Origin of the sequence: Bradyrhizobium sp. Pha-3 (assembly GCF_042258325.1) — a bacterium.
GTDB classification, from domain to species: Bacteria; Pseudomonadota; Alphaproteobacteria; order Rhizobiales; family Xanthobacteraceae; genus Bradyrhizobium; species Bradyrhizobium elkanii.
Genome location: NZ_CP170151.1, coordinates 7,589,777 through 7,604,123, shown reverse-complemented (window position 1 = coordinate 7,604,123; position 14,347 = coordinate 7,589,777). Strand labels below are relative to the sequence as shown.

Genomic DNA, 14,347 nt, shown 5'->3' with positions numbered 1-14,347 from the left:
TCAGTCCTTCTTGCGCGGCGTGCGCTCAGGTCGCGCCGGCTCGCCGCCGCCCTCGGGTGCCGCCGGCTTGGCCTCGCCACCGCTCTTGCGCGCGGAGTCCTTGATGCCTTGCATGTCTCGAGCTTCGCGGATCAGGCCGGGCATCTTGGCGAGGCTGCCGCCCTCGACGCCGATGTCCGACAGGATCGAGTCGATCAGCGGCGCCTGCACGCGGTAGCGCAGCGCCGAGTCGATCACCTCGTCGGTGGCGCTGCGGCCGGTGCCGTTGCCATGGCCATTGCCGTTGAGGCCGTCGACCTGGAGGATGCGGATGCCTTCTATCTTCTCCATCGGCTTGACGCTCTCGCGCACGATGCCCTCGATCCGGTCGAGCAGCTTGCGGCGGAACAGCGAGTAGCGCGCCTGATCGGTCAGCACGTTCTCGGCCTCGTTAAGGAGGCGCTGCGCTTCGGCCTCGACCGTGGCACGGACCCGTTCGGCCCCGGCTGCGATCCTGGTTTCCTCGGCCTGCTTTTCGGCGAGCAGCACCTCGACGGTCTTGCGCCGCTTTGCGATCTCGCTTTCGCGCGCGGTGACGACGCGTTCGGCCGCTTCGGTGGCGTGGATCCGGGCGTCCTCGGCCGCGGCGCGCGCCGCGGATTCCTCCAGCGACTTCTGATGCAGCGCGATGGCCTTCTCCATCAGTGCTGTCTCGACGTCCTTCTCGCGGTTGACCTCGAGCTTGCGCAGTTCGCGCTCGCGGCCGATGCGGGCCTCGTCGAGGCCCCGATCCGACGCAATCCGAGCGCGCTCGACCTCCTCGCGGGCGACGATCTCGGCCTCCTGCAGCGACTGGTTGCGGGCGACCTCGAGCTGCTCGATCGCACGGCGCCGCTCGATCCGGGCCGCCTCCAGCGCCTGCTCGCGCGAGACGTCGGTGGTGTCGATGTCCTTGCGCGCCACAATCTCGGCCTGCCGGACCTGCCGGTCGGCATCGATCCGCTCGGAGCGCTTGGCGGCGAGCGCGATCACGCGCTCCTCGTCGGCGAGCTCGATCGCCTTCTTCTGGTCGATGTTGAGCACCTCGCGGGTCCTGGAGGAGGCGATCCGCTCGCTCTCCAGCGTCAGCTCGACATCGATGCGCTGCCGCTCGACCGCGTCGCGGCGTCTCAGCTCGGCGGCCTCGATCGCCCCGGTACGCTCGATCTCGAGCGCGCGGGTCTCGCGCTCGGCACGGATGCGCTGCGCGGCGACCGACTTCTCCTGCGAGATGCGCGCCGCCTCGATCGCCTCGCGGGAGGCGATATCGGCTTCCTCGATCGCACGGGCGCGGGCAATCTCAAGTGCCCGAACGTGCTCTTCCTGAGCGATCCGCGACGCTTCGGTGGCTTCGCGGGCACTGATCCCGGCGATCTCGACCGCCTGGTTGCGCTCGATCTCGAGCTTGCGCGTAGCGTGGTCGGCGGCGATGCGCTCGGCGGCCAGCGTCTTCTCGCGGGCGATGCGGGCGGCCTCGACTGCCTTCTGCGCCTCGATCTCGGCTTCCTGGATGGTGCGCACCTGCTGGATCTCCAGCGCGCGGGTGCGCTCGTCGGAGGAGATGCGCTCGACATTGACCGTCATGGTCTGGGCGATCCGCGCCTTCTCGGTGGCCTCGCGGGCGGCGATCTCGGCCTCGTCGACCGCGCGGGTGCGCTCGATCTCGCGGCGCCGGGTCTCCTCCTCATTGGCGATGCGGGCGTCGGTGACGACGCGGTCCTGTTGAATGCGGGCCTTCTCGATCGCCTCGCGGGCGGCGATCTCGGCTTCCTCGACCGTACGCATCCGCTCGATCTCGCGCTGGCGCACCTCGCGCTCGGAGGCGATGCGGGTGGTGTCGACCGAGCGCTGGTTGGCGATCCGGACCTTCTCGATCTCCTCGCGGGCCAGCAGCTCCTTTTCCTCGACCGCGCGGGTCCGCTCGATCTCCTTGTGGCGGGTCTCGCGCTCCGAGGCGATTCGGGCCTCGGTGATCGCCTGCTCGTTGGCGATCCGCGCTTTCTCAATGGCTTCGCGCGCCGCAATCTGGGCCTGCTCCGACTCGGTCTCGCGCAAGGCGCGCTCACGGGCGACCTCGGTGCGCTGCAGGGCGCGGCGCATCTCGATGTCGCGTTCCTGCTCGAGACGGGCAGTCTCGCTCTCGCGCTCGATCTCCAGCGCCTGGCGCTCGGCCTCGAGATTGCGGGAGCGGATCCTGATCATCGAGTCCTGCTCGATGTCGTTGCGCAGCTTGCGCTTGGCCTCGATGTCCTCCATCAGGCGGGTCAAGCCTTCGGCGTCGAAGCGGTTCGAGGGATTGAAATATTCGAGGTCGGTCTGGTCGAGATCGGTGATCGCGACCGACTCCAGCTCGAGGCCGTTCTGCGCCAGCGCTTCGGCGGCATTGGCCTTGACGCGGGCGACATAGTCGCCGCGCTGCTCGTGCATCTGCTCCATCGTCATCTCGGAGGCGACCGAACGGATCGCGGAAATGAACTTGCCGGAGAGCAGGGTGTGCAGCTGCTGCGGCTCCATGGTGCGACGGCCGAGCGTGGCGGCGGCGATCGAGACCGCCTCGCGGGTCGGCTGAACCCGGACGTAGAAATCCGCCTCGATGTCGACGCGCATCCGGTCGCGGGTGATCACGGCGTCCTGCCGGGAGCGCACGATCCCCATCGGCAGCACGTTCATGTTGACGGGCGTGTAGTCGTGGATGAACGGCAGCACGAAGGCACCGCCATTGATCACCACGCGTTCGCCGAGAAAACCGGTGCGGACGAAGGAAACCTCCTTCGACGAGCGGTGATACAGCCAGTTCACGACATAGACGATGATGACGATCGCGACGACTGCGACGATGAGCCAGAGGATCAATTCACCGACCAGCATCCCCGACATCTCTTCCTCCCTTGGTCACGGCGGCTAGCGCGCGCCGATCGCCTTGAATTTGCGAACCTGATCCGTCAGCGCCCGCTCGACCGGCAGGCGTTCCATCGAGGAGGCGCCGTAGAAGCCGTGGCAGTTGCGGGTCTGCTTCATGATGAAATCGGCATCGGCGGGGTCCGCGATCGGACCGCCATGCGCGAGCACGATGATGTTCGAATTGACGCTGAGCGCGGCCTCGGCCCAGGCCTCGATGCGGGCAGGGCAGTCGGCGAGCTTTGGCGCGGTCTGCGCGCCGATCGTGCCGCCGGTGGTCAGGCCCATGTGGCAGACGATGATGTCGGCGCCGGCGATCGCCATCGCGGCGGCCTCCTGCTCGCTGAACACATAGGGCGTGGTCAGCATGTTCTTCTCATGCGCCTTCGCGATCATGTCGATCTCGAGCGCATAGGACATTCCGGTCTCTTCGAGGTTGGCGCGGAAGGTGCCGTCGATCAGGCCGACGGTCGGGAAGTTCTGCACGCCGGCAAAGCCGAGCGCCTTGAGCTGGTCGAGGAACACATCCATGTCACGGAAGGGATCGGTGCCGTTGACGCCGGCGAGCACCGGCGTCTTGGTCACGACCGGCAGCACCTCGCCGGCCATCTCGACGACGATCGCGTTGGCATCGCCATAGGGCATCAGGCCGGCGAGCGAGCCGCGGCCGGCCATGCGGTAGCGGCCGGAATTGTAGATCACGATCAGGTCGACGCCGCCGGCCTCCTCGCATTTCGCCGACAGTCCCGTGCCGGCGCCGCCGCCGACGATCGGCTCGCCGCGTGCGATCATGGCGTGAAACTTCTTCAACAGCGCCGTGCGTTCAAACCTGGCCATGGGTCACCTCGCCACTCTGCGCCGACCACCGGCGCGTCCGAGCAAGGGGCGGAACGCGCTGACGATGGCGGCGGTGAACTCGGGATCGTTGATGTTGCGCTTGACGCGGATGATCTGCCGGTTGCCGGTCTGACGCACGGTGCGCTCCAGCGCGCGGAACAACGCCGCGTCGGCCTCCGGGTCCCAGAACGGCTGGCCGGGTGCATCGAGTGCGGAGACGCCGCCCTCGGCCAGGAAGAAGCGCACCGGCCCGTCCATCTGGTTGAGCCGTTCGCCGATCCAGCGGCCCATGCGCTCGTTCTCTTCCGGCGTGGTCCGCATCAAGGTGACCTGCGGATTGTGGATGTGGAATTTGCGCTGCCGATAGCGTTCCGGGATCGTGTCGGGTGCGCCGAAGTTCACCATGTCGAGCGCGCCGACCGAGCCGACATAGGGCACGCGGCTGCGGATGATGGCGCCGAAGCGATCCTCGGTCGCCGGGAACACGCCGCCCATCAGGAGGTCGCAGACCTCGGTCGTGGTGAGGTCGATCACGCCGGCGAGTTGGCCGGACTCGACGAGCTTCTCCATCGAACGGCCGCCGACGCCGGTGGCGTGGAAGACGAGGCACTCGAAATCCTCACGCAGGTCGGCGGCGATCTTCTGCACGGCCGGCGTGGTGACGCCGAACATGGTGATGCCGATCGCCGGAAGGCTCGCGCCTGCATCGCGCTGCTTGCCGGCCTGCTCGTCGAGCCGCGCCTTGACCATGCCGACCAGCGCATGGGCGCCGTTGCCGAGCACCGTGCGCGAGATCGAGTTGAGGCCCTGTACGTCGGTCACCGAATACATCATGGTGATGTCGGCGGGACCGACATAGGGACCGACGTCGCCGGACGCGACCGAGGAGATGATCAGCTTCGGCACGCCGACCGGCAGCGCGCGCATGCCCGGCGCGACCAGCGACGCGCCGCCCGAGCCGCCCGCGGAGATGATCCCGGCGACATTGCCCTGGCGACGCAGCCATCGCTCGAAGGCGTCCGCCATCGCCGTCACCGAGGCGCCGCGATCGGCGCCGAACACGCCCGAACCGCCGCGGCCGTGGTTGAGTGCGATCTCCTGCGCGGTGACGTCGCAGCTCGCCGCCTTGCCGCTGGTCGAGACGTCGACCAGTCGCGTGCGCAGGCCGCTGCCGGCGATGATATCGCGGATGAAGCGCAGCTCGGCACCCTTGGTGTCGAGCGTGCCGACGATGAGGACGACCGGTGGCCCGGACGTTCGGGAGGCCGTCGGTTCGCGTCGCTGGCGCGTTGTCTCCTCGAGCCGCGTGACTCCGGCGGATTGCGTCCGCGCGGCGGCCTCGATGCGGGCGATCGGCACCGGCTGCGACCAGCGGGTCGGCAGCACCGGATTGGAGAGGTAGATGCGGGTCGGCCCCTTGCGTGCCGGCTGCGGGGCACCGGCCGTTTCAGCCTTCGCCGGCGCTGGCTCGGCGTCGGTCTCATCGGCGCCATGGGTGCCGACACCCAGCAACCGCTGCTGCAACTCGCGGTCGGTTGCAAGGCGCGCGGAATCGATGATGCGGTTGATGCGGCCATTGACCATGATGGCGACGTTGCGCGACACCGCCGTGGCGACGCCGATGTTCTGCTCGATGACCAGGACGGAGATGTCGCCTTCGTCGCCGAGGCGCAGCAGCATGTCCTCGACCTGGGCGACGATCACGGGCGCGAGGCCTTCGGTTGGCTCGTCCATGATCAAGAGATGCGGATTGGTCAGCAGCGCGCGCGCGATCGCGAGCATCTGCTGCTCGCCGCCGGACAGCTGGTTGCCGCCATTGTTCTTGCGCTCGGCGAGGCGCGGGAAGGTGTCGTAGATCCGCTCGATGGTCCAGGTGCCGCGCCGCAGGCCGCCGGCAAGCGCCAGATGCTCGTCGACGGTCAGCGAGCGCCACAGGCGGCGGCCTTGCGGCACATAGCCGACGCCGAGCCGGGCGATCCGCGCCGGATTGAGCCGCGTGACCTCCTCGCCGCGGATCCGGATCGAGCCGCCGCTGGCACGCACGAGGCCCATGATCGCCTTGCACAGCGTGGTCTTGCCCATGCCGTTGCGGCCGACCACCGAGAACACGCCGGACTCGAGCGTGAGATCGACGCCCTGCAGCGCATGCGAATGACCATAATAGACGTCGATGCCCTTCACCTCGAGTGCGGGCACGGCACGGCGGTCATTCATGGCCGCCTCCGAGATAAAGCTCCTGCACCTCGGGATCGGATTCGATCTCGCGCGGCAGGCCTTCCTTGAAGATGCGACCGTTGTGCATCATCGTCACGCTCTCGACGACGCGCAGCGCGACGTCCATGTCGTGCTCGATGATGATGTAGCCGATATGCGCCGGCAGCGAGGTCAGGATCTCGATCAGCTCGCGCCGCTCGGTCGGCGACAGCCCGGCCGCCGGCTCGTCGAACAGGATGAAGCGCGGCGCGCCGGCGAGCGCCAGCGCGATCTCGAGCTGGCGCTGCTGGCCATGTGCCAGTTCTGCGACGCGCTGGTCCTTCACGTTCGCGAGGTGCACGGCCTGGACCAGCGTTTCGGTCGCGTGCATCAGCGCATCGTTCTGCCCCGGGCGCAGGAACGAGAACCGGCCGCGCGAGACGCCGCGGCAGGCGAGGTAGACATTGTCCTGCACGGTCAGGCCGGGGAACAGTGCCGAGATCTGGTAGGTGCGGCGTAAGCCCCGGCGGATGCGCTCATAGGGTGGGAATTGGGTGATGTCCTCGCCGAAGAAGCGGATCGTGCCGGATGAGGGCGGGAAGTCGCCGGTGATGCAGTTGAACAGCGTGGTCTTGCCGGCGCCGTTCGAGCCGAGCACCGCGCGGCGTTCGCCGGGCCGCACCGTGATGGTGACGTCGGTCAGCGCCGCCAGCGCGCCGAACAGCCGCGTCACGCCGCGCAGCTCGAGCGCCGCGCCGGCGCCGACCACGGACAGCCGCTGCGCGACGCTATCCATGCCGGCCTCCGCCTGAACGTTGCGCCGAGGATGCGTTGCGCCGCCGCCAGCGTTCCCACAGGCCGATCACACCGTCGGATGACCAGAACACGATGGCGAGGAAGCCGAGCCCGATCAGCAGCCGGAAACGGTTGCCGTCGAGCCCGAACTTGATCAGCACGTCGAGCGCGAAAGTCCGCAGCAGCACGAAGATCAGCGCGCCGATGAACGGGCCGATCGGTCGGGTGATACCGCCGACCACGGCGATGATCAGGACGTCGATGCAGGCGCCGACGCTGACCGAGCCGGGCGATATCTGCCGGTAGTTCCAGACCTGCAGCACGCCGCCGAGCGCGGCGATGAAGGCGGCGAAGGCGTAGGCCGCGATGCGGTGTGCATTGGGGTTGAAGCCGAGCGCCGCCATGCGGCGGGAATTGTCGCGGACACCCTGCAGTGCGAGGCCGAACGGCGCACGCGAGACATACTGGACGGCGAAGTAGCAGATCGCGGCGACACCGAGCGTGACATAATAGAAGGCGATATCGGCGCGCCAGTCGACGCCCCAGAAATGCGGCGTCGCGACGGTGTTGATGCCGGTGTGGCCGTTGAAGATCGCCCAGTTCTGGTTGGTGAAGTAGTAGAACGCCGCGCCGATCGCGAGCGTAATCATGATGGTGTAGATGCCCTCGGTGCGCACCGCGAGTGCGCCGCCGAGCGTGCCGAACAGCGTCGCCAGCGCCAGCGCCATCGGGGTTGCCAGCCACCACGGCCAGCCGAGGCTGATATTGGCGTTGCCGCTCATGCCGAACACCGCGACCATGTAGCCGGCGAAGCCCGCGATGGTGAGCTGCACCAGGCTGACCATGCCGCCATAGCCGGCGAGGAACATCAGGCTGAGTGCGATGATGCCGAGGATCAGCGTGGTGGCGAAGATCTCGATCAGGAAGAAGCCGTTGGCGATCAGCGGCATGATCACGAGGATCAGCGCGACCAGCCAGGCCGCAGGATTCTGGAATTCCGGCCAGGCACGGACAAAGGCGCGGCGGGTCGCGTTGGCGGATGGATCGGGGCGGAACTGGGTGCTCTGGAGCAGCGACATCGGTCATCGCCTCGCGAGCAGGCCCTGCGGCCGCAGCGCCAGCACCAGCACCATGATCAGGAAGGTGACGACGATGGCGTAGGTCGGGATGTAGACCGAGCCGAGCTGCTCGGCGAGGCCGATGATGACGGCGCCGAGCGCCGCTCCCGGGATCGAGCCCATGCCGCCGACGATCACGACGACGAGCGAGGCGAGCAGGAACCGCGTATCCTCGCCCGGCGACAGCGACTGGAAGGTGCCGCCGACCACGCCGGCAATGCCGGCAAGGCCCGCGCCGAGCGCGAACACCAGCACGAACACCAGCTGGATCCGCACCCCGGTCGCGGCCAGGATGTCGCGGTCGTCGACGCCGGCACGCACGATCATGCCGATCCGCGTGCGGTTGAGCGCCAGCCACATCGCGATCCCGATCACGACGGAGGCCGCGAAGATCACCAGCCGCACCAGCGGGTATTGCAGATAGACCGGCTCGCCCGATGATTTGATCGTGGTCAGCAGCGGCAGTTGGATCGGGCCGATCAGCCAGCTCGGGGTCTGGATCTGGTAGAAGTCGCCGCCGAACACCCAGAGCATCAGATCGGCGAACACGATCGAGAGTCCGATCGTCACCATGGTCTGCCTGAGGTCCTGACCCTCCATGCGTCGGAACACCACGAGCTGCAGGATCACGCCGACCAGCGCCACCGCGACGAAGGCGATGATGAAACTGAGGAGCCACGACCCGGTCCAGCTGCTGATCGCGTAGCCGACATAGCCGCCGAACAGATAGAGCGAGCCGTGCGCGAGGTTGACGTTGCGCATCAGGCCGAAGATCAGCGTGAAGCCGCTCGCCACGAGGAAATACAGCCCGCCCAGCGTGATGCCGTTCAGCACCGCGTTGAGGAACACGCGCTTGCGGCCGATCGCGGCCTCCAGCCCCGGCGGCCAGATCGCGAACACCAGCCACGCGAGCACCGCGACCGCGATGATCACGATCAGCGCCCAGGCCGGATGGCGTTCGATGAACCTGGCCATCTCCGTCGCGTTCCCTCACTGGTCGCGACCGTCTGCCGGGCCGCGTGTCCGGTATCCTACCGAGGGCGAAAGCTCGGGATTTGATCGACAGTATCTTTTATCGTGTGCTCCGGAACTGCTTCACGGCCGCAACACCTTGGCGGCGCGGCGATAGTCGGTCGGCGCCATGCCGACATTGGCGGCGAAGAAGCGGGTGAAGCCGCTCTGCGAGGAGAAGCCGAGGTCGAAGCCGATATCGGCGATCGGCGTCTCGGTCGCCACCAGCGCATCGAGCGCCTGCTCCATGATCAGCGTGTTCATGTAGAGGTGAGGGGTGACGCCGGTCTGGGTGCGGAACAGCCGGTAGAAATGTGGCCGCGACAGCCCGGCCTCGCGCGCGATCGCATCGAGCTCGATCTCGGCGCCGGGGCTTTCCGACATCAGCTTGATCGATTTGCGGACGCGGAAATCGGTTACCGCGGCCGCCGCGCGCGCGTCCTGCGCGGCCTGCCAGCTCTCCTCGTAGCAGGAGTCGATCAACTGCCGGAGTTCGCAATCGAGGCTGCGCAGCGACGGCGCGCCGCATACCAGTGCTGCGGTGCGGCGGATCAGCCGGTCGAGCGCTTCGGTGCGCGGAAAGAAGGTGCGGCCGAACCGCAGGCCCTGTGCCGTCGCGGGCTGCGGCGCGAACCATTCGGCGTTGACATAGAGCACGAAGAAGATCGCGCCGTGGTCCATGTCGGTCGGCAGAAAATTGTGCGGTTCCCACGGGTTGACCGCAACCACGGTGTCGTCCTTGAGCAACAGCCGTTGCTCCGAGACGTCGATCTGCGCCGGCGTTCCGCCGACATGAAAGATCAGATGCCCTTCGCGGTGCGCATGCACGTTGAAGGGACGGTTCAACTGATAGACCGTCGCGCGACCGAACCGGCCGTGGAAGACGGCAAGCGCCCTGCTCATGCCTCCCCTCCCGCGGGATGTTCTTGTCTTTTCGACAAGCGTTCAACATCCGCCCGCCGAAAGCAAGGGCGAGCAGGGCACATCATGCAACCGCTCGCCTCGTCACGGCCGCCGTGCCTGCACTGCAACAAATACGTCAGTACTTCTTGCACTCCGGGACCGTGCGGCTCGGCAGGCCGATCTTGGCGAACACCGCCGGATCGTAGCCCAGCGTCTGGTTGACGTTCGGGATCACCTTCACGACCTTGCTGAACAGCGCGCCCTTGCCGTCATCGACCACCTCGGTGACGAAGTTGGTGCCGATCGCCTGGCGGTTGGAATCGAGCTTGATCTTGCCGTTCGGCGCGTCGATCTCGATCTTGGCCAGCGCGTCCTTGAGCTTGGCCTGGTTGTTGGAGAGGTCGCCATTGACCTGGCGCAGCGCCAGGATCAGCGCCATGGTCGAGCCGTAATAGTTGGTCGCGAGCAGCGAGGGGCTCGGGAAGCGTTTGGCCGGCGGGAAGGCATCCTGATAGGCCTTCACGAATTTCTGCCAGCCCGGATCCTCCCAGGTATCGGCCTGGCCGCTCGCGGCGATGGTGCCGATCAACGCGTTCTTGGCGCTGCCTTTCGACGACAGGATGGTCTGGTCGATCATGATCGAGCCACCCATCAGATGCGCCTTGCCGCCGGCCTGCTGATACTGGTTGAGGAAGTTGACGGCATCGGCGCCGCCGAGGCCGAGATAGATCGCGTCGACATCGTCAGGCAGCGCGGCGATCACCGAGGCAAAGTCCTTGGTGCCGAGCGGCACCCATTGCCGGTTGGTGACCTGGCCGCCGGCGCCGCAGAACTCGAGCACCAGGCCAAACACCTGGGTGTAGATGAAGGAGTAGTCCTCGCCGACGGTCGCGATCTTGCGATAGCCCTTGGTCTCGTAGGCGTATTTGCCGAGGCCGACCTGCCACTGCGCGCCGTCCATGTTGTAGCGGAAGAAGTTCGGCGCCGGATCGACATAGGTCGTCTCCTGCGCGCCGGAGGCGGCGTTGACGAAGGTCAGCTCCGGATGGGTCTTGGCGAAGTTCTTGACCGCAATGCCTTCGTCGCCGGACAGCGGCGACAGCAGGATCTGCACCTTGTCCTGCTCGATCAGCTTGCGCACCGCGCGCACCGCGGAGTCGGGCGTCGCGTCGGTCGAGGCGACGACGAATTCGAGCTCCTTGTCGCCGATCTTCTTGCCGAGCACGTTGAGCGCCGTCTGGAAGCCGCGCATGCCGTCCTCGCCGAGCACCGTGTAGGTGCCCTCGAGCGTCGCGGTGACGCCGACCTTGATCTTCTCCTGAGCGAACGCCGTGCCCGAAAGCAACAGGCTGCTCAACGCAATCAGTCCCAAACTGCCTTTCAACATCGCGCTCCTCCCTCTGTGTTGTCGCCGGCGTCCACTTGACGTGCGAAGGCTGATGGGCGTCCGGTTGTTGCCGGCAAAGCTATCCGAAGGCGGGCGCGGCGCGGATGTCGTCGGCGCGGGGTGGCTTAACGGGCAGTCTCATTTTGATTGTTGCGCCGCAGCGCGGTTCGCGGCGCAATGCCGCGGAGCTGCAACCGGGGGAAGAGAGTGAGGCGATTGATATGTTGATGTCGTCCCTGCCTAGTGCGTGATTGCGCACGGGAGCAGGGATGATGTGATTTGTTCTCGTTCAGTACGCGCTGCTCTTGGCTCCGTCATCCCGAGGCTCGCTCCGCTCGCACCTTGGAATGAGGGTGATGGAGTTGGTAGGGGCGCCCCCTCCACCCGTCGTCCCTGCGAAAGCAGGGACCCATAACCACAGGGTTGTGTTGTTGAAGGGTGCTGCGGCCCCGACGTCGCGCAACTGCTGTCATTTGTGCTTATGGGTCCCGGGTCAAGCCCGGGACGACACTGAGTGTGTGGCTCGATTTTTGGGTCATACATCCGCTGAGTCATACATGCGCGTTCTCGCGACATGATTTGTTCGAGCTCTGCCCTTCGTTTCGCCTCTCCGTTAACAGAGGGCGCAGGGAAAACCGGGTGCCGATCGCACCCATGGGTCCCGCGCAATAAAAAAGCGGGAGGTAGGACCACAGCTGCGGGACTTACGCCGTCGGGCAAATCAGTGGCAGGGCCCGGATTGGCTAATGTGCGTGCCTGCGCAACGTTGCCCGATGACGAGCTCTGCGTTGATCGGCCGCGGCAGCAACCCGCTGGCTCGGCCAGAACCTGTTCCTCTGCATTTGCGGATTGGATCGGCCGAGCTTGCATTCTGCTTTTGACTAGCATCAGCGCCACGCAATCCTGATGACGCGTGTGGCGGATTGTTCTCAAGATGTGGTTTCCGGAACCGACGGTGGCGCGCATCGGAGATTGGATAACTGCGACGAACATCGAGGTTCCCTTGCGTTTGCCAAACATTGTCCATCATGAGTCTATCAACTTCGCGTGTGGTGCCTGTTGAATGCGGAGACAGGGGATCGCCGGAACCCGAGGTGCACAGACTCGGGTCGTGTCAACAGGCAGGCGGAGCGGAACAATCAAGCAAATCGTGGTGCGACGATGCCTGCCGTCCTTGCCGGGGCGGGCAAGGCGAAGGTATTTCATCGCTGCAGCGCGACGCGTTCTGCGTTCGGCGTGCGTCGCTGTCGTCGGTTGCTCGCTGTGCGAGCAGGCCCACGCGCTCGACTTCTTTGGTCTGTTTGGTTCCGACGATCCGCCGCCGGTCAGCGCCACGACGCTGTCCTATCGGTTGGAGATCGAAGCCAAGACGCCGGAGGGCAAGAACGATAGCGATGCCGAACAGGCATTGCGCGATGCCGCCGGCACCTATCGCCTTCGACAGGAACCGCCGCCGGACGGGGAAGGTCTCGCGCGCCGGCTGCAAGCGGATATCAATCCGCTGCTCGATGCCCTCTGGGGGCTTGGCCGCTACAACGCCCAGATCGATGTGACGATAGATGGAGTTCCAATCTCCCTCGACGAGACTGGGCTTGCCGCGGCGGCGCGCCGTGCCGACAGCTTTCGCAATCGGACCGTTGTGCCCGTCAAGGTGATTGCGCGACTTGGTCCGTTGTTCAAGCTGCGCGCCGTTGACGTAGACTATCCGCGCGACCAAGCGCCGCAGGGATTGCCGCGCCGCGCGTTTGCGCTGAAGTCCGGCGATCCCGCGATCTCTGCCGACCTGCGCGCCGCGCAGGTGAAACTCATCGACTGGTTCCGCAGCAACGGACATCCGCTCGCGAAGGTCGCCGACGTCAAGGCCACCGTCGATCATGCCGCCGCCGCAATGGACCTCCGGTTGCGGGTCGAAGCGGGCCCCAAGGCCGGCATCGGCGCCGTGACGATCTCGGGCGGAGACGTCGATCCGCGAGTGGTGGCCACGCACGTCTACCTGAGGGAAGGCGAGCCCTATTCGCCAGAGCGGCTCGCCTTGGCGAAAACCTCGATCGCAAAGATCCCGGCCATCGGGGGAATTCGCGTCCGCGAGGCCGACAAGCTCGACGCCAATGGCAATTTGCCGGTCTTCATCGATTTGACGGAAAGGCCCAGGCACGCGGTGGGCCTCTCGGCAAAATATTCCACCGTCGATGGTCCCGGCATTGCAGGCTATTACGAGGATCGGAACATATTCGGCGGCGGCGAGCGCCTGAGGCTCGAAGCATCCGCCTCGCTCCTGCAACGGATCGACGGCACGTCCTTCACCGGCTTCAATAATCTGCGCGGCTCGGATTTCGGCGCACGGTTTACCGGCACCTTCATCAAACCAGGCCTGTTCGGTACGGCCAACGATCTTCTGATCGAGGCCACTGCGTTCCGCGAGCGTGTCGGCAACAACGACCTCGGCGGTTACACTGACGACACGGTGCGCGGCACGTTCGGCGTGATCCATCGCTTTTCGGAAGCGGCTTCGCTGCAGGCCGGTCTTCAGGTCGAGCAATCGAAATCGCAGGACGTGCTGGGGCGGGTCGATGCGACATTGATCGGCCTCACGGCGACCGGCCGCTACGACACGACAGACAATCCGCTCGACCCCACGCGCGGTGTGCGCCTCTCGGCGACCGTCAATGCCTATCCGAAGCTGATGGGTTCCACGATCGATCTGTTCGAAGCGCGGGTTGCGGGCTCGGCCTACTATGCGCTCGACGAGCAGGCGGACTACGTGCTGGCGGGTCGGTTGGCCGCAGGCTCGCTTGCGGGCGCGCCGCTCGACCAGATTCCGGATGCACATCGCTTCTTCGCCGGCGGCGGCGGATCCGTGCGCGGTTACGGCTTCAACACCATTTCGCCGATGATGTTCGGTCAAATCACCGGTGGTCGCGGCCTGATCGAGGGCTCCGCCGAGGTGCGGGTCAGGATCACCCCCACCATCGGTCTCGTGCCATTCTTCGACTTTGGCACCGCCTCCCGATCGTCCCTGCCGGGCTTCGACGACTATGTGGGCTACGGCGCGGGACTCGGCTTGCGTTATCTCACGCCAGTCGGCCCGATCCGCCTTGACGTTGCGACACCGCTGAATCCTCGCCCCGGCGACAGCCGTTACGCGATCTATGTCAGCATTGGGCAGGCCTTCTGATGCGCATCCGAC

9 protein-coding genes are annotated in these 14,347 nt (G+C 66.3%); 1 reads left to right on the top strand and 8 read right to left on the bottom strand.

Annotation, left to right across the window (positions count from 1 at the left end; translation table 11 throughout):
- The 8 genes from ACE10X_RS36250 to ACE10X_RS36215 all read right to left on the bottom strand — a co-directional run bounded on the left by ACE10X_RS36250 (position 1) and on the right by ACE10X_RS36215 (position 11,160).
- On the bottom strand, positions 1-2,895 hold the full coding sequence (locus ACE10X_RS36250) for a flotillin family protein (protein ID WP_038382408.1): 2,895 nt from the start codon (positions 2,893-2,895) through the stop codon (positions 1-3).
- Positions 2,896-2,919: 24 nt separating this feature from the next.
- Positions 2,920-3,753, bottom strand: a complete 834-nt coding sequence (locus ACE10X_RS36245; protein WP_028338490.1) for a phosphoenolpyruvate hydrolase family protein — start codon at positions 3,751-3,753, stop codon at positions 2,920-2,922.
- A 3-nt stretch (positions 3,754-3,756) separates the two neighbouring features.
- On the bottom strand, positions 3,757-5,967 hold the full coding sequence (locus tag ACE10X_RS36240; RefSeq protein ID WP_038382409.1) for an ABC transporter permease: 2,211 nt from the start codon (positions 5,965-5,967) through the stop codon (positions 3,757-3,759).
- Positions 5,960-6,742, bottom strand: coding sequence for an ABC transporter ATP-binding protein (locus tag ACE10X_RS36235; RefSeq protein ID WP_028338492.1), 783 nt, complete (start codon positions 6,740-6,742; stop codon positions 5,960-5,962). The genes ACE10X_RS36240 and ACE10X_RS36235 overlap by 8 nt, the downstream gene beginning before the upstream one ends.
- On the bottom strand, positions 6,735-7,820 hold the full coding sequence (locus tag ACE10X_RS36230) for a branched-chain amino acid ABC transporter permease (RefSeq protein WP_375763573.1): 1,086 nt from the start codon (positions 7,818-7,820) through the stop codon (positions 6,735-6,737). The genes ACE10X_RS36235 and ACE10X_RS36230 overlap by 8 nt, the downstream gene beginning before the upstream one ends.
- 3 nt (positions 7,821-7,823) lie before the next feature.
- Entirely contained in the window at positions 7,824-8,834 is a 1,011-nt protein-coding gene (locus ACE10X_RS36225) for a branched-chain amino acid ABC transporter permease (RefSeq protein ID WP_038382411.1), read from the bottom strand.
- A gap of 120 nt (positions 8,835-8,954) precedes the next feature.
- On the bottom strand, positions 8,955-9,773 hold the full coding sequence (locus ACE10X_RS36220; protein WP_016847806.1) for a helix-turn-helix transcriptional regulator: 819 nt from the start codon (positions 9,771-9,773) through the stop codon (positions 8,955-8,957).
- 136 nt (positions 9,774-9,909) lie between these two features.
- Positions 9,910-11,160: an ABC transporter substrate-binding protein gene (locus ACE10X_RS36215; RefSeq protein WP_038382412.1), complete on the bottom strand. Its 1,251-nt coding sequence runs from the start codon at positions 11,158-11,160 to the stop codon at positions 9,910-9,912.
- 1,150 nt (positions 11,161-12,310) lie between these two features.
- Here ACE10X_RS36215 and ACE10X_RS36210 point away from each other — a divergent pair.
- Entirely contained in the window at positions 12,311-14,335 is a 2,025-nt protein-coding gene (locus tag ACE10X_RS36210; protein ID WP_244435681.1) for an autotransporter assembly complex family protein, read from the top strand.
- The last annotated feature ends 12 nt before the right edge of the window (positions 14,336-14,347 follow it).